The organism is Amycolatopsis sp. cmx-11-12 (assembly GCF_046269425.1).
Taxonomy (GTDB): domain Bacteria; phylum Actinomycetota; class Actinomycetes; order Mycobacteriales; family Pseudonocardiaceae; genus Amycolatopsis.
The window spans coordinates 387,296-406,187 of the sequence record NZ_JADNQM010000002.1; the positions used below are offsets into that span (position 1 = coordinate 387,296).

The window sequence follows — 18,892 nt, forward strand, 5'->3', positions numbered from 1 at the left end:
AGCCTAAGGGCGCCCTGCCATCGAGATCGCGAGCCTCCGGCGAAAGAGGGGCGCGACGGTGAAGTCTCCGTCGCGCTGGCGCGCTTTCGGAGACCGTGTGGTCACCGTCGCGGTGGTCACCGTTCCGCGTGGTCGCCTTCGCGCTGGTCGCCCTTGCGGCTAACGCGCGACGAGGAGGAGTGCGGCCGGTGAGACCGTCACCACCAGCCCGACCAGCACCGCGAGGACCGTCGTCTGCAGGTCATCGGCCCGGCGGATCTTGCGGACGATCCACACCAGCGCGACGATCACCAGCAGCGCGGCGACCAGCGCGGCGGCAGGGATGTTCACCCACAGCCAGTTGAAGCCCAGCCAGACCCCGGCGCCGCCGACCACGCCGAGGGCGAGCTGACCGGCGAGCGCCAGCCACTGCTTCCCCGGCGAGGCGTTCTCGGCGGGCTCCTCGGGCTCGGCCTCGTCGACGACGTCCGCATCCTGCTCGTCGTAGTCGTCTTCGTACTCGTCGGCGCGATAGCCGTAGTCGTCGCGCGCGAAGTCCGGGCCGCCGTCGGGGTACGCCGGGTCGGCGAACTCGCGCTCGTAATCGTCGAGTTCGTCCTGCCGGGCGCGGTCGTCGAGCGAATGCGGCGGCACGAACGGCATCGGCGCGGGGTGGGGCTGGTGGGTAGAAGCCATGGTCGGGGGGCCCGCGTCGAACACGTCCGGTTCGGGGTCGGCGTCCGGTTCGACGGGTGCGACCAGGAGCGGTACCGGCGGGATGCCGCCGATCTCGGTGTCCTCGGACTGCACCTTCTGCCTGCGCTTGCGCCATCCGGCGAGCCCGGCGGGCGGCGCCGCGGGCTCGGCGGGCGCGGGCACCTCGGCTTCGGTGTCGTCGACCGCCGCGAACTGCTCGGTGCTCGGCTCGGCCTTGGGCTGGGCGGGACGAGCGGGCGGACGGCGGCGTCGCGCCGGTTGCGCGGGCGGGGTCGCGAACGCGCCACTGGCCATCGGGCCCGGCGCTTCCTGGACATCCTCGGGCGGAGCGTCGGCGCCGCCGTCGAGTCTCGCCGAAAGTCCCGCGGACGGGGGCCCGGCCGGCGGTTCGGGGCGACGGCGGACCGGCGGCACCGCGCCACGGGTCTCCTCCGGGCCCGGGGGCCGCGGACGGCCACGCGGAGGCAGCCCTTCGGAATCCGGCGGGCGCTGCTGGTAGCCGGACTGTTCCTGCGGCGGAGTCGGCCGGGCGAACTGGCCCGATTGCTGAGGCGGTTGCGGCGGGCGCTGCTGATAGCCGCTCTGCTCCTGCGGCGGAGTCGGCCGGGCGAACTGACCCGACTGCTGAGGCGGTTGCGGCGGAGCGGGGCGCGCGAACTGACCCGACTCCTGAGGCGGCTGCGGCGGGCGCACCGGCGGGGTCTGCCTGGTCGGGGCGGACGCGACGTTCGGCGGCACCGGCAGCGGCGCGGAGTCCTGCTGCTGCGGCGGCGGAACGGGACGTACTCCGGAGTCCTGGGGGCGCGAACGGCGTGGCGGTCGCGACGGCGGCGGCGGGGTGTCGCCGGACACCCTGTCGATGATCGCCTGCGGCGCGGTGTCGCTCACCGAGGGCGCGCGTCGGCCGCGCGGCGGCTCGGGAGCCTCGTCCTCGTCGTCGGCCGCGCGGCGTCGCCTGCGGCGCCCGCCTTCGGGCTGGGCTCCGTGCTGCGCGAGCAGCTCCGCCACGGTCTTCTGAGGCGGGCCGCTCTCTGTTTCGTCCGTCATACCGTGCTGTCCAATGCGCGCTCCAGCCGTTGTGAACCGGCACGCGACGGGGCATCGGCGTCGTCGCGCGCGCTACCGGCCGTCATCCGCATTTCCGTCACCTCTTCACCGTGCCCGTTCTCCTTCGACGAAGTCCAGTCGGGCGCTGCCGCCCACAGTCTCGTCCGCCCCATTCGAATGGTCCAGCCGTCGCAGGATGACACCTTCTCGCAGTGCCCACGGACAGATCTCCAGTTCTTCCAGGGAAAGCGCCCGCATGGTGGCTTGTGCGACGAGCGCGCCCGCCACCAGTTGATGCGACCTGCTCGCGCTGACCCCCTCGAGTTGTGCCAGGTCATGGGCGGTCATCCGGGAGATGAACGCGATGAGCTGGCGCAACGCGGTGTCGGTCAGGGTACGGCGCGCGTGCGGCCCGCTGGCCGACGGCGCCGCTCCGGTCAGCCTGGCGAGTGACCGGAATGTCTTCGACGTCGCCACGACACGATCGGGTTCACCCAATTTGGTGACCTTCTTCGCGAGCGGGGCGAGCTGTTCTTCGAGCCACGCCGAAGTCGCGATGAGTTCGGAGCGGGTCGGCGGGTCGTGCTGGAACCGCGTCCGGGTGGTCCGGCCCGCGCCAAGCGGGAGGGATTCGGCCAGTTCGGGCTCCTCGTCGCGGCCCATCGCGACTTCCAGTGAGCCGCCGCCGATGTCGAGCACCAGCAGTTTGCCCGCCGACCAGCCGAACCAGCGGCGGACGGCGAGGAAGGTGAGCCGGGACTCGTCGACACCGGAAAGCACCTTCAGCTCCACGCCGGTCTCGTCGTGGACCTTCGCCAGCACCTTCGGGGCGTTCTTGGCCTCGCGGACCGCGGAGGTCGCGAACGCCATGACCTCTTCGCAGCCGAGCCGCAGGGCCGCCGCCTTCGCCGACTCGACCGCCCGCACGAGGCTGTCCGCGCCCGCGCGGCTCAGGTCACCGTTGCGGGTGATCTGCTCGGCGAGCCGGAGGACGGCCTTTTCGGAATGCATCGGGGTCGGGTGGGCGCCACGGTGGGCGTCGACCACGAGCAGGTGGACGGTGTTGGAACCGACGTCGAGTACCCCTAGGCGCACGAGCGTCTACGGTACCCGCCCGCACGTCAGGTCACGAAACCGTAACCGTGATCTGTATCGCAACAGGCGGGTACCAGCGCTATCAGGTCTCGAACTTGTAGCCCAGGCCACGCACCGTGACCAGGTGCCGGGGCGATCCCGGGTCCGGTTCGATCTTCGACCGCAGGCGCTTCACGTGGACGTCGAGCGTCTTGGTGTCACCGACGTAGTCCGCGCCCCACACCCGGTCGATCAGCTGCCCGCGGGTGAGCACGCGGCCCACGTTGCGCAGCAGGTACTCGAGCAGGTCGAACTCCTTGAGCGGCAAGGAGACCTCCTGGCCGTCGACGGTCACCACGTGCCGCTCGACGTCCATCCGCACCGGACCGGCGGTCAGCACGAGGGGCGCGAGGTCGCCTTCGGAGCCCGGCTCACCGCCTCGGCGCAGCACCGCCCGGACCCGCGCGATGAGCTCGCGGGCCGAGTAAGGCTTGGTGACGTAGTCGTCGGCGCCCAGTTCCAGCCCGACGACCTTGTCGATCTCGCTGTCGCGCGCGGTCACCATGATCACCGGTACGGCGGAGCGCTGCCGGAGCTGCTTGCAGACGTCCGTCCCGCTCATTCCGGGGAGCATGAGGTCGAGGAGCACGATGTCGGCACCGTTGCGGTCGAACTCCTCGAGTGCCTGCTGCCCCGTCACGGCGACGGCGGCGGTGAAGCCCTCTTTGCGGAGCAAGAACGCGAGCGGGTCGGCGAACGACTCTTCGTCCTCGACGATGAGAACCCTCGTCACAGGTTTCCTCCATGGTCGGGGCTTTCTTGCCCTGTTGCCACGAGACGGGGTGTCCGCTCGGGGGTCTTCTCCGGCCGGGATGCCGGCGGAGCCTGTTTCGCGGCCGCGGCCGGTTCGGCACCGATGTGCGCGGGGATCCGCAGGGTGAACGTCGACCCGGTGCCCGGACGGCTCCAGAGGCCGACCGAACCGCCGTGGTTGGCGGCCACGTGCTTGACGATCGCCAGGCCGAGCCCGGTGCCGCCGGTCGACCGCGATCGCGCCTTGTCCGAACGGAAGAACCGCTCGAAGACCCGCTGCTGCTCGTCCTCGGCGATGCCGATGCCGCGGTCGGTCACCGCGATCTCGACCTTCCCGTCGACCAGCCGCCTGCTGATCGACACCGGGCTGCCCGCAGGCGAGTACGCGACGGCGTTCTCCAGCAGGTTCGACAGCGCGGTGACCATCAGCGTCCGGTCGCCCTCGATGAGCAGCCCGCTGGCCGAATCGGTGGTGATGGTGATCTCGGCGGATTCCGCCGACAGCGTCGTCCGGCCGAGCGCTTCGCGGACGACGGCGTCGACCTCGACCACGTTCAGGTCGGGCAGCCGCTCGGCGCCCTGGAGCCGCGAGAGCGCGATCAGCTCGGTGACGAGCTGGCCCAGCCGCGTGGACTCGCGAAGGATCTTGCTACCGAAGCGGCGGACCTCCTCGGTGTCCTCCGCGGCGTCGAGCACGGCCTCGGTGAGCAGCGCGATCGCGCCGACCGGGGTCTTGAGTTCGTGGCTGACGTTCGCGACGAAGTCCCGCCGGACGGCTTCGAGGCGGATGGCTTCGGAGTGGTCGACGGCCTCGACCACGGTGAATCCGTCGCCGAGCGGGCGGACCTCGCCGAGGACGGCTTCGGGCTGGCGGCCCCTCGCCTCCAGCGGGGACAGGTCGATCTCCATCGGGTCGTCGGTCTCGACCACCTGCTCGGCGGCCTTGCGGGCCCGCGGATCGGCCTGGTTGACCTTCACCAGTCCCAGCTCGTAGGCGCGCGGGTTGTGCAGGACCATGTCGCCGAACTTGTTGAGGACGACGACACCGTTGTTGCTGGACCGCACGAGGCGTTCGAGCAGTTCGGCGACGGTGGGTCCGGTCGGGCGCCGTTCCTCGCGGCGGGCGCGGCTCCTCGCGATCAGGAAGCCGACGACCACACCGACGATCAGTCCGCCGACGGCAAGGGCGAGTGCAACAGGCGTGGTCACAAGGGGATCGTAAGCGCGCGGGTAGTCTTTTGGCCTAGTCCCGGCCGCGTACTCGTGATGCCTATGACACCTGGGGACACCCTGTTCGCCTGCAGGTCAGGCGCCGTTCACGTGACCGATCCCTTGCCGAGATCTCCCGGGTGAAGCGGGTCACCCGTAACGGGGACTCCGGTGGCGCCTCGCGCCCGGTTCCCGACTTTCGTCGCGACTCTCGGCGCCCGCGGTGACCGCTCGCCGGGAAATAGCGATGTTCCCGTCACGGCGGCCGGGGAATGTTGGAAGACTGTCGCCGTGGAACTCGTCAGTGACATCTCCCTGATTCGCGGAGAAGAAGAGCTGTTCGACCGGACGGCTCATCTGTTCGTCGCGGCGACCGACATCGCGTGCGCGGCCGACGACCTGTACACCTGGGCGCTTTCCCGGCCGTCGCTCACCCGCCACGGCGAGCGGATGGTGCGCGACAAGCGGATCCGCAAGCTGTACCGCCCCGGCGTCCTGCTGAACGAGCAGACCGCGCAGCACCTGCACCACCTGTCCGGTCTCGGCGCGCAGATCCGGATCGGCACCGAGGAGATCAACGAGACGATCCTGCTCGACGAGCGGGTCGCGATCATGGCGGGCGACGAGGGCAAGGCGGTGCGCTCCTACAGCGTCATCTCGCGCCCGGAGCTGGTTCAAGGCATCCTGTCGCTGTTCGAAACCGCCTGGCAGGCGGCCGCCACGCTGGAGACGTTCGACGCGCGGTTCGCCGACATCCGGATGGAGGCACCGCAGATCCTCGAATTCCTGACCACCGGCTGCAAGGACGACAAGGCCGCGAAGAGCCTCGGCATGGGCGTGCGCACCTATCAGCGGCGCGTCTCGGAACTGCTGGTGGCGCTCGGCGTGACGTCGCGGCTCCAGGTCGACGCGCGGGCGCGGGAGCTCGGCCTCCTGTGAAGCGCTGGGCGGGGTTCGCCGTGCTGCTGGTGCTCGCGGGCTGCACCACCACCGTCTCCGGCACCGCCCGGCCCGAACCGGCGAGCCCGCCCTCGAACTTCGCGCTGGTGAATCCGGCGGGCACGGCTTCGGTGCTGACGTCGGTCAAGAAGGCCGTCGAAGCGGTGTTCTCCTACGACAGCGCGGCACTGCCCGCCTACGAGAAGGCGACCGCCGAGAACCTGACGCCCGCGGCGCGCGAAGAGCTGGCGAAGCTGCTGACCGAGGTCCGGAACTCGGCGGAGCCGATCAAGCTGGTGACACGGGTGATCGTCTCGGCGGCCGTCGAGCAGACGGCGGACAAGGCGCGGGTGCTGACCGTGCTGGACCAGAGCAGTACCCGGGCGGGCACCACCAGCAAAGGCATCGCGTCGGTGCTGCTCGCGGCCGTGCGCGAGGGCGACCGCTGGCGGATCGGCGAGGTGAAGGTGAACCCGGCGGGGTCGCCGCTCGCCCCGGAGAAACCGGGCGTGGGCGACCGGGCGATCGCGAGGGCGCGGGACTCAGCCCGCGACGGCGGTCTGCGTGTCGCAGAGACTCTGCTGAGCGTGGATCCGGCCGATCCTGAAGGCACCTTCGCCCGCTACGAGTCCGTCTCGACCGGACAGTTGCTGACGCAGTTCCAGCAGGGCAAGGCGACTCAGGTGAGTCAGATCCGGGCCGCGGGCACGAAGGCGGCGATGGCGCCGAACCCCGTCGCCGCGGTCATGGAACTCGTGGACGACAAGGCGAGTGTGCTGCTCTACGCGGCCACGAACGTCACGGACGCGGCAGGCCAGGTGACGAAGAAGTACCTGCCGATCGTCCTGCGGCTCCAGCACCTGCCGGAGGGCTGGAAGGCCGCCGGCCTGGAGCTGGTCCAGCCCCTCCCCTGACGCAATTCGGCACCTGGTTGCGATCGTTCGAAGCGCGAACTATCGCAACCAGGTGCCGAATTGCGAGAGGTCAGCGGCCCTGGTTCGCCACGGCGGCCGCGGCTTTCTTGGCGGCTTCCGGGTCGAGGTAGGTCCCACCGGCGGTGACCGGCTTGAGGTCCTCGGTGAGGTCGTAGCGCAGCGGGATGCCGGTCGGGATGTTGAGCCCGGCGATGGCGTCGTCGGAGATACCGTCGAGGTGCTTCACCAGTGCCCGCAGCGAGTTGCCGTGCGCGGCGACCAGCACGGTCTTGCCCGCCCGGAGATCCGGCACGATCGCAGACTCCCAGTACGGCAGCAGGCGCGCGACGACGTCCTTGAGGCATTCGGTCAGCGGGGCGGAGTCGCCGAGGTCGGCGTAGCGCGCGTCGCCCGCCTGGCTGAACTCGTCGGCCGGGTCGATCGGGGGCGGCGGGGTGTCGTAGGAGCGGCGCCAGAGCATGAACTGCTCCTCGCCGAACTCGTCAAGGGTCTGCTTCTTGTTCTTGCCCTGCAGCGCGCCGTAGTGCCGCTCGTTGAGGCGCCAGTCGCGCTTCACCGGGATCCAGTGCCGGTCGGCGGCGTCGAGCGCCAGGTTGGCGGTCGAGATCGCCCGGCGCATCAGCGACGTGTGGACGACGTCCGGCAGCAGGCCGGACTCGGCGAGCAGCTGCCCGCCCTTGCGCGCCTCCTGCTCGCCCTGCTCCGACAGCGGCACGTCCACCCAGCCGGTGAACAGGTTTTCGGCGTTCCACGTGCTCTGCCCGTGACGCAGCAGCACCAGAGTCCCAAGCTCAGCCATGGGGTTCAGCCTGCCAGAGCAGGCGGAAGGGCCGGTCAGAGGGCTGGGATTGCCCTTTGTTCTACAGAGAGTGCGTTACCTGTGAGTAACACCTTCACCCGTCCAGAAGACGGGTTGCCAACAAGGCCGAATCCCCGGAGATCGGGCTGCACTCCGTTATCCCGGTTTTCAAATTTCACTCGAATGGGGTAACCGGTAGTCTTGTGATTACAGGTGGAGATCTGACAGGTTGACTAAGTCCCGCGCGGCCGGATTCCACGCACTCCCCGGCTCGACGCGGGTGACGACCGCGACTCGTCTCCCCCCTGCCGAGTCGCGGCGCCCGCCGGCCCCGTTGGCATCCCCCTCGTCACCGGGTCCACTTTGGCGGGAACTTCAGCGGGGCGGCTCGAGATCGCGACTCCCCCCTCCCTCGAGCCGTCCCGCCTAGTCTTTTTCAGGCCACTCGCGGGTGTCGCGAAAGCCACTTTCGCGACGTCTAATGTCCCGAAAGTGGCTTTCGCGACACGGCCACCGGTCAGTCCAGCGGAGGGGCGGACGGCAGATCCGACGCCGTCGCCATCGCGGGTGCCGCCGGACGGCGCCGCTTGCGCAGCCACCACACCAGCGCGGCCGCGGGAATGCCGAAGACCAGCACGAACGGCGCCATCGCCCCGATCACGACCAGCAGGCCGCCACCGAACGTCAGGAACGCGTCCCAGCCGCCGGCCAGCCCATCGAGGAACCCGTTGCGGGACTCTTCCGCGACGACGACCTCTTCCGCCTTCACCTGCAAGGAAATAGTCGACATGGCGACACTTCCGGCGAGGCTCTCGCGACGCTTCTGAAGCGACTCGAGTTCGGCTTCACGATTCGTCAGCTCGCTCTCGACCGAAGTGATCTCCGCGACCGACGTCGCCCTCGCGAGCAGCGCGCGGATGCGCTCGACGCTCGCTCGCTGGGTGGCGAGCCGGGAGTCGACGTCGACGAGCTGCTCGGTCACGTCCGTCGCGGTGGCCTCCCGCCGGACCAGCTTTCCCAGCTTCCCCAACTGGTCCAGTACGCCGTCGAGGCGTTCGGAGGGGACGACGACGCTGATCGTCGCCCGCTTCTCCTGGGTGCTCTCCTGCCCGGTGTAGCCGGCGGCGCCCTGCGTGATGACGCGGACCTGCGAGATCAGGTCGGCCACGTTCGGCGTGGTGAGCTCCATACTCGCCGTGCGCACCAGTTTGCGGTCGGTGACGCCCGGTTGCCCGGCGGGCACCGGCGCCTTCTCCTGTCCCGCCTTGCCACCACTGTCCTGATTCGGCGCGCCTTGGTTCGGCGCCGCCTGCTTCCCGTCGGACGACATCGGCATCGCCGCGGATTCGCTGCTGCCGGAATCGTTCGCCGAGCAGCCCGCCAGCGCCAGCACGATGCCGGCGGCGGCGATCCATCTCAATCGCTTGCGCATAAGTCCTTCTCCCTCCAGTGCTGCGGAGAGAGACGGAGCGGACTTCAGTGCCGTTGCACCATCCGGGTCACGAGTCGGTCAAGGCTCCGGGCTCGTGTCCGTTCGAGGGTTCGACGAGATGCTTGAACGCCTGCAAGTTCGCCAGCGACTCGCCGCGCGACACCCGCCAGTCCCATTCGCGTTTGATCGACTCGGCGAACCCGAGTTCGAGCAGCGTGTTGAAATCGCCGTCGGCGGCCTCCAGCACCTGCCCGAGAATCTTGTCCAATTCGGACTCGGTCACCGTGTCCAGGCCGAACCGGCCGACCAGGTAGATGTCGCCCATCGCGTCGACGGTGTAATGCACGCCGTACAACTTCGCGTTGCGGCGCAACAAAAAGCGGTAAACGTCCTCATGGGACTCATCGGGACGGCGGCAGACGAAGGCCTCGACGGCGAACGCGTGGTCACCCGCGACCAGCCAGCAGTTCGTCTGCAACTTCTTGGTGCCGGGCAACGTGACGAAGTACTTGCCCTCGCCGCGCCTGTCGTACTCCAGGCCCGCATTGTCCAAAGAGGACCGCAAGGTCTCGTCGAGCGTCAAACCGCCACCTCCGCGCGCTGTTCGAGGGCACGCCGGAACGCGCCGGTCGCCTGAGCGTACGTGTCCAGCAGGCGGTCCGTCGTACGGCGCCAGGAAAAGCGCTGCGCGTGGACGACGGCGTTGGCCGACAGTTCGGCACGCCAGCCGGGCCGCAACGCGACGTTGGCGAGCGCGCCCGCCCACTCCTTCGGATCGTGCGAAGGCACCAGCAGCCCGGAAACCCCGTGCGGGACCGCGACCGGCAGCCCGCCGACCTCGGCCGCGATCACCGGCGTCCCGCAGGCCTGCGCCTCGAGCGCGACCAGCCCGAACGACTCGTTGTAGCTCGGCACGGCGACGACGTCGGCCGCGCGGTAGACGTTGACCAGCGACCGGCCCGGCTGCGGCGGCATGAACCGGGTCTGCTCCTCGATACCGAGGGAGACGGCCAGTTCGCGCAGGGCCTGCGGCTGCTCCAGCCCGGTCCCGGACGGGCCGCCGACGATCAGCACGACCAGCCGTGACGCCAGCTCCGGCCGCTCGCGCAGCATTTCGGCCGCGGCCAGCAGGAGGACGTCCGGCGCCTTCAGCGGCTGGATCCGGCCCGCGAAGGCCAGCACGATCGCGTCCTGCGGCAAGCCGAGCGCCCGGCGCGCGGCCGACCGCGAACCCGGTGTGAAGCGGTCGAGGTCGACCCCCGGCGGGATGGCGTGCACGGCGTGCGGGTCGGCGTCGTACAGCTCGATCAGCTCGCGGGCTTCGACGCGGGTGTTCGCGACCAGGCAGTCCGCCTCGGTGACGACCTGCTCTTCGCCGATCACGCGGGTGCGCGGCTCGGGGGTGTCGCCCTCGGCCAGCGCGGCGTTCTTGACCTTGGCCAGGGTGTGCGCGGTGTGCACCAGCGGCACGCCCCAGCGGTCGCGGGCGAGCCAGCCCGCCTGGCCGGAGAGCCAGTAATGCGAATGGATGAGGTCGTAGTAGCCCGGTTCGTGGAACGCCTCGGCCCGCAGCACCCCGGCGGTGAACGCGCACAGCTGTGCCGGGAGTTCGTCGCGTCCCAGTGGCTCGAACGGCCCGGCCGGGATGTGCCGCACCAGCACGCCAGGCGCCAGTTCGGCGACCGGGGGCTGATCCGAGGACGTCGCCCGCGTGAACACCTCGACTTCGACGCCGCGGCGGGCCATCTCGGTGGCCGTCTGGCTCACGTAGACGTTCATCCCGCCGGCGTCGCCGGTACCCGGCTGCTCGAGCGGAGAGGTGTGCAACGACAGCACCGCGACGCGCCTTGGCGCGGCATCGAACCCGTACAGAGGGAACGTCACCTGGTCAACACTCCTGAAGTCCTACTGATCGGCGAACCCGCGCAGCAGATCACCGAACTCATCCGCTGCTTCGGCGAACGGCAGATGCCCCACCTCAGGTAACCAACGCATGACAGCCCCCTGAATCTTCCCGGCCGCGTATTCCGCGCACGTCGGATCGATCACAGCGTCCGCGAGACCATGGACGATCAGCGTCGGTTTGTCCAGATCGCGAAGAACGTCCTCACTCCCGACGTCGCGCCGGAACAGCGCGGAGCGCACGGAAGGCGGCGTCGAGAGGCAGGCGCCGAGCAGTGATTGGGTCAGCGTCCCGGACACCGGGCCCGCCGTCATCCGCGCGCTGAACTGCACCAACGCGGGGATCGCGACCGCCGGATCGTCCGACAGCACCGCCGGGATGGCCTCACGCATCGCGGGCCCGACCTTGCCGCCGGGCCGGTTCTTGCCGATTTCTGTGATGGCGCCCACCAGCACGACACCGCCGAGCCGTGCGGAACCGTGCACACGAAGGAAGTCGGTGATGACGAGCCCACCGTAGGACCAGCCGACGACGATGGCGTCTTCACCGGCGAAGTCGAGCACGGAAGCGAGGTCTTCGGCCCAGACCCGCGGATCGTCGTAGCCCGCCGAAGGGATCTCGGAGTCCCCGTGACCGCGCAGATCCATCGCGACCAGGCGAAACCGCTCGGAGAGCGCGGGGTCGGCCAGCTGGGGCGCCCAGGCCTTGGCGGACTGGGCCCAGCCGTGCACGAACACGATCGGACGGGTGTTCTCGGCGCCTTCGACCCACAAGCCGATGCGGGTCCCGCCGTAGCCGACTACCTCGGTCTTCATAGGTCGCACTTTATGAGGTCGGCCAGGGTGGTCGTGAGCGCGATTCGGGCAGCAAGTGTCGCGAAAGCCACTTTCGGGACACCGGATGTCCTGAAAGTGGCTTTCGCGACACCCTGGGCGCGCGTCACGCGGCTACTTAATCGCTGACAGGGCCTTCCAGGACTTCCAGTCGTAGAACCAGTTCTTGACGTCCGATTTGGTCGGGCTGCCCAGTTTCGAGCCGGTGACCTCGACCGGGTCGCCGATCATCGCCGAGTCGAAGTACTTCTTCGCGTCCGCCTCGAGCAGGTTCACGCAGCCGTGCGAGGTGTTGGCCTTGCCGATGTTCGACGCGTTGTCCTGGTTCTCGTGGATGTACTCGCCGTTGTTCGAGATCCGGCAGGCCCACTTCTTGTTGACGTTGGTGTAGCCGTAGCGCGCGTTGTCGAAGCGGGCCGTCGGCTCCTTGGTCATCACGATGAACGTGCCGTTCGGGGTGTTCCGCTGGACGTCGCCGTCGAGCCCGTTCGAGCACGGGTAGCTCGCCGATTCCGCGCCGCCGCGGTAGACCTTCATCGTGTGGTCCGGGGTGTTGATCTTGACCACCTGGTTGCGGCCGATCTTGAACTTCGTGGTGACGTCGGCCTTGCCGTACGCGCCGCCGCCGAGCGCGACGCCGTAGAGCTTCGCCTCGACGTTGACCGTGATGTTGGCAGGCCAGTACTCCTTCGGCCGCCAGTCGACCTGGGTCTCCGACAGCCAGCCCCAGGAGCCCTCGACGTCCTTGTCGGTCGTCACCTTGAGCGCCTTCTCGACGGCCGCTTTGTCCTTGACCGGGGAAGCGAACTTCACGCTGATCGGCATCGCGACACCGACCTCGGCGTCGTCGGCCGGGTTCAGCGTGGCGCGGACCTCCTTGGCCGGCTTGACCGTGGTGAAGGTGCCCTTGAGCTCGGCGGGCTTGTTGTCGCTGCCGGTGGCCTTCGCGGCGTACGTGTACGTCTTGCCGTAGCCGAGGACCTCGGAGGCGGTCCAGGTGAGCCCGTCGGGGGAAAGCTCGCCCTTGACGTCCTTGCCCGAATCCCCGGTGACCTTGACCTCGGTGAGCTTGCCGTCGGTGACCTTCACCACGACCGGCGTCACCACGGGAGCGTCCTTGGCGTCGACGGCGGGTTCGGCGGTGATCTTGGCGACCGGCGGCGCCGAGGCCTCTCCTTCGCCGCCGCTGCCCTCCGGCTTGGCGTTGCCGCCTGATTCGCTGGAGCAGGCAGCGGCCAGCATGGCCGCACCCGCGGCGAGCGCGGCCTTGAACACCGTGCGCCGTTCGATCACCGTCAACCTCCCACTGGCCCCCCGCGAGCTTCTACCCGCTCAGCGCTGAGGACCTCTCCGACGTTACCCGCGGCGACGGAACTCACCCTCGCCCCTCAAGGGGATAGACGCACGAGAGCGGCGTGGGGTTGTTCGCTCCCCCGCAATTCGGCACCTACTTGCGATCTTTGCGCACGCAAGGACCGCAAGTAGGTGCCGAATTGCGGGTGTTAGAGCGAGCAGTTGATGAGCAGGGGTTCTGGGTGCAGCGAAACGCCGAAGCGGGCCTCGACGCCGTCGCGCACTTCGCGGGCCAGCGCGAGGAGATCCGCCGTTGACGCCTTACCCCGGTTCGTGAGCGCCAGCGTGTGCTTCGTCGACAGCGACACCCGGCCACCCGGCCCCTCGTGCCCCTTCGCGAACCCGGCGCGCTCGATCAGCCACGCCGCGGACAGCTTCGTGCCGCCGGGCGCCGGGTACTGCGGCACCCGAACGTCCTCGCCTGTGACGGCAAGTGCGTCGGCGATCCCCGCCAGCACCTTCGCCAGCTGGGCCTCGCCGATGATCGGGTTGGTGAAGAACGAGCCCGCGCTCCACGTGTCGTGGTCGTCGGCGTCCAGGACCATGCCCTTGCCGCGACGCAGCCCGAGGACCGCTTCGCGTGCTTCGGCCACCGGGACTCGGTCACCGATCTCGACGCCGAGCGTGCGGGCGAGTTCGGCGTAGCGGATCGGAGCCGACAGCCCGTCTTCGGTGACCTTGAAGCGCACTGTGAGCACGACGCCCGTGTCGGTCCCCTTCAGGATCGAGGTGCGGTAGCCGAAGCCGAGCTCTTCGGCGGTCAGCGTGCGGATCTCGCGGGCGGCGCGGTCGTAGAGATCGACCGAGACCAGTGACTCGGCCACCTCGCAGCCGTAAGCGCCGACGTTCTGGATCGGCGTCGCGCCGACCGAACCCGGGATGCCGGAGAGACATTCGAGCCCGCCGACGCCCTCGGCGACCAGGCCCTCGACGAAACCGTCCCAGTTCTGCCCCGCCTCGACCTCGACGAGATCTCCGTCACGCGTCCAGCCAGTGTTGCCGACCTTCAGCAGCGCGCCTTCGAAGCCCTCGTCGGCGACGACGAGGTTCGACCCGCCGCCGAGCAGCAGGACCGGCTCGCCCGCGTCGTCGGCTTCGCGGACCGCGTCGACCAGGGCCTGCGCCGTCGTCGCCTCGGCGTAGCGCCGCGCCGGGCCACCGAGCCGCAGCGTGGTGTGCTCGGCGAGGGCGGCGTGCTGAGTGGGAGTTTCGGCAGTGCTCACGCCCATGAACGGTACTGTCTGGCGCCATGGCATCCCGTATCGAGCACCGCACAGCCTTCTCCGCCGACCTCGCGAGCGCGTGGGACGCGGTGGCGGGCGAGGCGGCGCTGCGGGCCCGGCTGGAGCAGATCGGCGGCGACAACGCGGAGCTGCTGGAGTACGTCCCGGCCGAGGACGGGGTGCGCTACAAGCTGCGTCAGGGCATCAGCTCGGACAAGCTCCCGTCGGCCGTCCGGACACTGCACCGGGGCGACCTCGTCGTCGAGCGCGAGCAGACCTGGAAGGCCTCCGGAGCCGGATACGCGGGCAACGCGACGGCGTCCGTGCAGGGCGTGCCCGGCGAGATCACCGCGAAGACGTCGCTGACCGGCGAAGGCGAGCAGACGACGCTGGTCAATAGCGGTCAGGTCAAGGTGCGGCTCCCGTTCGTCGGCGGCAAGCTGGAGACCGTGATCGCCGAACAGGTCGCCAAACTGCTGGAACGCGAGGCGGAATTCGTCGCGAAGTGGCTGGCCGAGCACTGAAACCGGTCGGGGCACCGACACGCGGGACGACCAACCCCAACCGGCTCCGCCGCGTGGACCGGTGGCTCGCAAGGGACCCGGCCGTGACCCGGCTACTGCGCGGCGCGGACGAACCGCTCGTGGTCGACCTCGGCTACGGCGCCTCGCCGGTGACCACGGTGGAGATGGCCCGCCGGTTGCGCACTGTCCGGCGCGACGTCCGCGTACTCGGCCTGGAACTGGACGCCGAACGGGTCGCGGTCGCGCAATCCGCCGTCGACCGGCCGTGGCTGGACTTCCGGCGCGGCGGCTTCGAGCTCGCCGGAACACGGCCGGTGCTGGTGCGCGCGTTCAACGTGCTGCGGCAGTACGACGAGGCCGAGGTCACCGGGGCCTGGTCGCTGATGCTGGACGCGATGGCGCCGGACGGGCTCCTGGTCGAGGGCACCTGTGACGAGATCGGGCGGCTGAGCACCTGGGTCGCCGTCGGGCACGACGGCCCGCGCGCGCTGACCTTGTCCGTGCACCTCGCCAGCCTGGAACGTCCGTCCACAGTGGCCGAACGCCTGCCCAAGATCCTCATCCACCGCAACGTTCCCGGCGAACGCGTCCACGAACTACTGTCCACTCTGGACATCTGCTGGGCGACGGCGGCGCCGCACCAGAACTTCGGCGTCCGTGCCCGCTGGGCGCATACCGTGCACCTGCTCACCGCCCGGGGCTGGCCGGTGCTGAACCGGCCGTCGCGGTGGCGGCTCGGTGAACTCACCGTGCCTTGGTCGTCAGTGGCCCCGGACTAGGAATTCACCGGTCGAACCCCGCTCCGTCACCCCAAAGCGACCTGCGGTGATCACCATGGAACCGTGGAACTGCTGGAGTACGTCACCGAGCTGCTCAAGGGCACGCTGGGCTCACCCTGGCTGTGGGTGATCGTGTTCCTGGTGTCCGGGTTGGACGCGCTCCTACCGTTCATGCCGAGTGAGACGACGGTCATCACCGTCGCGGTCCTGATCGGCCCGGATCTGCCGCAGCTGGCGCTGCTCGCGGTGGTCGCGGCGCTCGGGGCTTGGCTAGGCGACTGCCTCAGCTACACCGTCGGCGCCGCGGCCGGCCCGCGAGCGCTGTCCCGCCTGCAACGCGGTCCGGACGGGATCCGGCGCTACGAATGGGCGAAGATCCAGGTGCAGCGCAACGCCGTCCTGCTGATCCTCGCCGCCCGTTACCTGCCCGGCGGCCGCGTCGCGAGCGGGCTCGCCAACGGCAGCCTCGGCTACCCGCCGGGCAAGTTCGTCCCGCTCGACGCCCTCGGCGCGAGCATCTGGGCGGTGTACAGCGTCCTGATCGGTCTCGTCGGCGGAGCCGCCTTCGCGGACGAACCGGAGAAGGGGCTTCTGCTGTCTTTCGCGCTCGGGCTGTTGCTGGTCGGGGCGATCGAGGTCGGGCGGCGGGTGCGCGTGCGCATCCTGACCCGGCGCCGCGCCGCGGCCGAGACCGGCGACAATGGCGTGTGTGTCGAACCCTGAACGCCGCTATGTGATCTCCTTCGGCTGCCCCGACCGCACCGGCATCATCGCCCGGATCTCGGGTTTCCTCGCCGAGCACGGCGGCTGGATCGTCGAAGCGGCATACCACACGGACCCGGACACCGGCTGGTTCTTCACCCGCCAGGTCGTCCGCGCCGACTCGCTCCCGTTCGACGCCACCGAACTGCGCACGCGCTTCGCCGACGTCGCGGAGTCGCTTTCGGCCGAGTCGAGCTGGCAGGTCAGCGACACAGGTGAGCGTCGTCGCGCGGTGATCCTCGTCTCCAAGGCCGGGCACTGTCTCTACGACCTCCTCGGCCGCGTCGCGTCCGGGGAACTGGACGTCGACGTCGCCGCGGTCATCGGCAACCACGCGTCGCTGGGCGACATCACCCGAGCCCACGGCATCCCGTTCCACCACGTCCCGTTCCCCGCCGGAGACGCCGAAGCCAAGGCGTCCGCCTTCGCCGAGGTCCGGAAACTGGTCGACGAGCACGACCCGCACGCCGTCGTCCTCGCCCGGTTCATGCAGGTCCTGCCCGCGGAACTGTGCGAGGCCTGGGCCGGGCGGGCGCTCAACATCCACCACAGCTTCCTGCCGTCGTTCGTCGGCGCGCGGCCCTACCACCAGGCCCACGCGCGCGGGGTGAAACTCATCGGCGCGACCTGCCACTACGTCACCGCCGACCTCGACGCGGGCCCGATCGTCGACCAGGACGTCATCCGCGTCGACCACGGCGACTCGGTCGAGGACATGGTCCGCAAGGGCCGCGACATCGAAAAGGTGACGCTGGCGCGCGGGCTGCGGTGGCACCTCGAGGGCCGCGTTCTGGTGCACGGGAACCGGACTGTCGTCTTCTGATGGTTCACTGGGATCATGGGGACTTCAGAGATCAAGGTGATCGAGACGCACGAGGCGCTGCGTGAGCACCTGGGTCACCCGATGGAGCGGACGAAGGGGAAGATCCTCCCCTGCATCGACCCGCACGCGCGCACGGTGATCGAGCACTCGCCGTTCTACCTGCTGGCGACGGCCTCGTCCGACGGCACCTGCGACGTCTCCCCGCGCGGCGACCCGGCCGGTTCGGTGCTGGTGCTCGACGAGAAGACGCTGGTGCTGGCCGACCGGCCCGGCAACAAGCTGCTCGACAGCCAGACGAACATCCTCGAGAACCCGCACGCCGGACTGCTGTTCCTGGTGCCGGGGATGAACGAGACGCTGCGGATCAACGGCCGCGCGAAACTGGTCGCGGACGCGCCGTTCTTCGACGACCTCGTGGTCAAGGGAAAGCGGCCGTCGCTGGCGATCCTGGTCGAGGTCCAGGAGCTGTATCTGCACTGCGCCAAGGCATTCCTGCGGTCCTCGCTGTGGAAGCCGGAGACCTGGCCGGACCGCTCCGGCATCCCGAGCGCCGGCCGGATGTTCCGCGATCAGATGAAGCTGGACGTCACGGCGGAGGCGCTGGACGCGGCGCTGACCGAGGGTGCCCTGACGACGCAGTACTGAGCCTTGAAAGTGTTATGAACGGTCCGTTCATAACAGGATTTGTTATGAACGGACCGTTTATAACATCGGGGAGGGCTCAGACGCGGACCAGCATCTTGCCGGTGTTCGCGCCGCCCAGCAGGTCCAGGAAGGCCTGCGGCGCGTTGCGGATACCGTCCACAATGGTCTCGGAGTACTTGAGTTCGCCGGAGGCGACCAGCGGCGCGACCTCCTTGACGAACTGCGGCTGCAACGCGAAGTGGTCGCTCACGAGCATGCCGCGCATGGTGAACCGCTTCGCGATGATCGACGCGAGGTTGCGCGGCGCCGCGGCGGGTTCGGTGTTGTTGTAGACCGAGATCATCCCGCAGATCGCCATCCGGCCGTGCAGGTTGATCGAGTCGATGGCCGCCTCGAGGTGGTCGCCGCCGACGTTGTCGAAGTACACGTCGATGCCCTCGGGCGCCGCCGCGCGCAGCTGCTCGACGACCGGGGCGTCCTTGTAGTTGAACGCCGCGTCGAAGCCCAGCTCGTCGGTCAGCCACTTGACCTTGTCGTCCGTGCCGGCACTGCCGATGACCCGCTTCGCGCCCTTCAGCTTCGCCAGCTGGCCGACGACGGATCCGACCGCACCGGCCGCGCCGGACACGAAGACGGTGTCGCCCTCCTTGAACTCCGCGACGTCGAGCAGTCCGGCGTACGCGGTGAGCCCGGTCATGCCGAGGACGCCGAGGTACGCCGTGATCGGCGCGGCCTCGGGGTCCACCTTGACCGCGTGCTTGGCGGCGACGACGGCGTGGGAACGCCAGCCGAGACCGTGCAGCACGAGGTCACCCGGTTCGAAGCCGTCCACGGTGGACTCGAGCACTTCACCGACGGCGCCGCCGTGCATGACCTTGCCGACCTCGTACGGCTCGGCGTAGGACTTCGCGTCGCTCATCCGGCCGCGCATGTACGGGTCCACGCTCAGCACCTGGTTGCGGACCAGGATCTCGCCTTCGCCCGGGGTCGGGATCTCGACGTCCGCGATCTCGAAGTTCTCGAGCGTCGGGACACCGTGGGGACGGGAGGCGAGCCGGATCTCGGTTGCGTTCACGAGGTAACTCCAAGTCTGTTGCGAACCA

General features: G+C 69.5%; 19 protein-coding genes. 7 read left to right on the top strand and 12 right to left on the bottom strand.

All coding sequences use genetic code 11. From position 1 onward, the window contains the following. Positions 1-159: 159 nt before the first annotated feature. The 4 genes from ACLARN_RS04295 to ACLARN_RS04310 form a co-directional block, all read right to left on the bottom strand. The gene (locus tag ACLARN_RS04295) at positions 160-1,743 is read right to left on the bottom strand and encodes a hypothetical protein (RefSeq protein WP_409489951.1); all 1,584 of its coding nucleotides are present in this window, start codon (positions 1,741-1,743) and stop codon (positions 160-162) included. 105 nt (positions 1,744-1,848) lie between these two features. Further along, positions 1,849-2,838: a hypothetical protein gene (locus ACLARN_RS04300; RefSeq protein WP_409489952.1), complete on the bottom strand. Its 990-nt coding sequence runs from the start codon at positions 2,836-2,838 to the stop codon at positions 1,849-1,851. An 82-nt stretch (positions 2,839-2,920) separates the two neighbouring features. Further along, on the bottom strand, positions 2,921-3,610 hold the full coding sequence (locus tag ACLARN_RS04305; protein ID WP_005167072.1) for a response regulator transcription factor: 690 nt from the start codon (positions 3,608-3,610) through the stop codon (positions 2,921-2,923). After that, on the bottom strand, positions 3,607-4,839 hold the full coding sequence (locus ACLARN_RS04310) for a sensor histidine kinase (RefSeq protein ID WP_409489953.1): 1,233 nt from the start codon (positions 4,837-4,839) through the stop codon (positions 3,607-3,609). Before ACLARN_RS04310 ends, ACLARN_RS04305 begins: the two co-directional genes overlap by 4 nt. A gap of 291 nt (positions 4,840-5,130) precedes the next feature. Between ACLARN_RS04310 and ACLARN_RS04315 the strand changes: the two genes are divergently transcribed. Beyond that, a complete protein-coding gene (locus tag ACLARN_RS04315; protein ID WP_409489954.1) occupies positions 5,131-5,778 on the top strand; it encodes a DNA-binding response regulator in 648 nt (215 codons plus the stop codon). Then, positions 5,775-6,692, top strand: a complete 918-nt coding sequence (locus tag ACLARN_RS04320; RefSeq protein WP_409489955.1) for a hypothetical protein — start codon at positions 5,775-5,777, stop codon at positions 6,690-6,692. The genes ACLARN_RS04315 and ACLARN_RS04320 overlap by 4 nt, the downstream gene beginning before the upstream one ends. 70 nt (positions 6,693-6,762) lie before the next feature. On the opposite strand, the gene ACLARN_RS04325 is transcribed toward ACLARN_RS04320, so the two are convergent. The 7 genes from ACLARN_RS04325 to ACLARN_RS04355 all read right to left on the bottom strand — a co-directional run bounded on the left by ACLARN_RS04325 (position 6,763) and on the right by ACLARN_RS04355 (position 14,256). Next, the gene (locus tag ACLARN_RS04325; protein ID WP_409489956.1) at positions 6,763-7,512 is read right to left on the bottom strand and encodes a phosphoglyceromutase; all 750 of its coding nucleotides are present in this window, start codon (positions 7,510-7,512) and stop codon (positions 6,763-6,765) included. Between the two features lie 517 nt (positions 7,513-8,029). Further along, positions 8,030-8,944 carry a DUF4349 domain-containing protein gene (locus ACLARN_RS04330; RefSeq protein WP_409489957.1) on the bottom strand — a complete coding sequence of 305 codons (915 nt, stop codon included), beginning with the start codon at positions 8,942-8,944 and terminating at the stop codon, positions 8,030-8,032. A gap of 67 nt (positions 8,945-9,011) precedes the next feature. Continuing rightward, positions 9,012-9,527 carry a YbjN domain-containing protein gene (locus ACLARN_RS04335; protein ID WP_125790238.1) on the bottom strand — a complete coding sequence of 172 codons (516 nt, stop codon included), beginning with the start codon at positions 9,525-9,527 and terminating at the stop codon, positions 9,012-9,014. Next, positions 9,524-10,828 carry a D-inositol-3-phosphate glycosyltransferase gene (gene mshA / locus ACLARN_RS04340; protein ID WP_409489958.1) on the bottom strand — a complete coding sequence of 435 codons (1,305 nt, stop codon included), beginning with the start codon at positions 10,826-10,828 and terminating at the stop codon, positions 9,524-9,526. Before mshA ends, ACLARN_RS04335 begins: the two co-directional genes overlap by 4 nt. A 21-nt stretch (positions 10,829-10,849) precedes the next feature. Continuing rightward, entirely contained in the window at positions 10,850-11,662 is an 813-nt protein-coding gene (locus ACLARN_RS04345) for an alpha/beta fold hydrolase (RefSeq protein WP_409489959.1), read from the bottom strand. A 132-nt stretch (positions 11,663-11,794) separates the two neighbouring features. Next, positions 11,795-12,973 (bottom strand): Ig-like domain-containing protein, encoded by a 1,179-nt coding sequence (locus tag ACLARN_RS04350; RefSeq protein WP_409489960.1) that lies wholly within the window; start codon positions 12,971-12,973, stop codon positions 11,795-11,797. A 209-nt stretch (positions 12,974-13,182) separates the two neighbouring features. Next, positions 13,183-14,256 carry a UDP-N-acetylmuramate dehydrogenase gene (locus ACLARN_RS04355; RefSeq protein WP_409489961.1) on the bottom strand — a complete coding sequence of 358 codons (1,074 nt, stop codon included), beginning with the start codon at positions 14,254-14,256 and terminating at the stop codon, positions 13,183-13,185. A 26-nt stretch (positions 14,257-14,282) separates the two neighbouring features. Here ACLARN_RS04355 and ACLARN_RS04360 point away from each other — a divergent pair, with 26 nt between their 5' ends. The 5 genes from ACLARN_RS04360 to ACLARN_RS04380 all read left to right on the top strand — a co-directional run bounded on the left by ACLARN_RS04360 (position 14,283) and on the right by ACLARN_RS04380 (position 17,789). After that, a complete protein-coding gene (locus ACLARN_RS04360) occupies positions 14,283-14,780 on the top strand; it encodes a DUF2505 domain-containing protein (protein WP_409489962.1) in 498 nt (165 codons plus the stop codon). Next, positions 14,762-15,559, top strand: coding sequence for a class I SAM-dependent methyltransferase (locus ACLARN_RS04365; RefSeq protein ID WP_409489963.1), 798 nt, complete (start codon positions 14,762-14,764; stop codon positions 15,557-15,559). Before ACLARN_RS04360 ends, ACLARN_RS04365 begins: the two co-directional genes overlap by 19 nt. A gap of 63 nt (positions 15,560-15,622) precedes the next feature. Further along, positions 15,623-16,282: a DedA family protein gene (locus tag ACLARN_RS04370; RefSeq protein ID WP_409489964.1), complete on the top strand. Its 660-nt coding sequence runs from the start codon at positions 15,623-15,625 to the stop codon at positions 16,280-16,282. Then, entirely contained in the window at positions 16,260-17,144 is an 885-nt protein-coding gene (gene purU / locus ACLARN_RS04375) for a formyltetrahydrofolate deformylase (protein ID WP_409489965.1), read from the top strand. The genes ACLARN_RS04370 and purU overlap by 23 nt, the downstream gene beginning before the upstream one ends. 15 nt (positions 17,145-17,159) lie before the next feature. After that, a complete protein-coding gene (locus ACLARN_RS04380) occupies positions 17,160-17,789 on the top strand; it encodes a pyridoxamine 5'-phosphate oxidase family protein (protein ID WP_409489966.1) in 630 nt (209 codons plus the stop codon). A 76-nt stretch (positions 17,790-17,865) separates the two neighbouring features. On the opposite strand, the gene ACLARN_RS04385 is transcribed toward ACLARN_RS04380, so the two are convergent. After that, positions 17,866-18,864 (bottom strand): NADP-dependent oxidoreductase, encoded by a 999-nt coding sequence (locus ACLARN_RS04385; RefSeq protein WP_409489967.1) that lies wholly within the window; start codon positions 18,862-18,864, stop codon positions 17,866-17,868. Between the last annotated feature and the right edge of the window lie 28 nt (positions 18,865-18,892).

Excerpts from the sequence above, each read along its gene's own strand:
- ACLARN_RS04295 (WP_409489951.1), bottom strand. The coding sequence starts at position 1,743 with ATGACGGACGAAACAGAGAGCGGCCCGCCTCAGAAGACCGTGGCGGAG.
- ACLARN_RS04325 (WP_409489956.1), bottom strand. The coding sequence starts at position 7,512 with ATGGCTGAGCTTGGGACTCTGGTGCTGCTGCGTCACGGGCAGAGCACG.
- ACLARN_RS04330 (WP_409489957.1), bottom strand. The coding sequence starts at position 8,944 with ATGCGCAAGCGATTGAGATGGATCGCCGCCGCCGGCATCGTGCTGGCG.
- ACLARN_RS04345 (WP_409489959.1), bottom strand. The coding sequence starts at position 11,662 with ATGAAGACCGAGGTAGTCGGCTACGGCGGGACCCGCATCGGCTTGTGG.
- ACLARN_RS04360 (WP_409489962.1), top strand. The coding sequence starts at position 14,283 with ATGGCATCCCGTATCGAGCACCGCACAGCCTTCTCCGCCGACCTCGCG.
- purU (WP_409489965.1), top strand. The coding sequence starts at position 16,260 with ATGGCGTGTGTGTCGAACCCTGAACGCCGCTATGTGATCTCCTTCGGC.
- ACLARN_RS04380 (WP_409489966.1), top strand. The coding sequence starts at position 17,160 with ATGGGGACTTCAGAGATCAAGGTGATCGAGACGCACGAGGCGCTGCGT.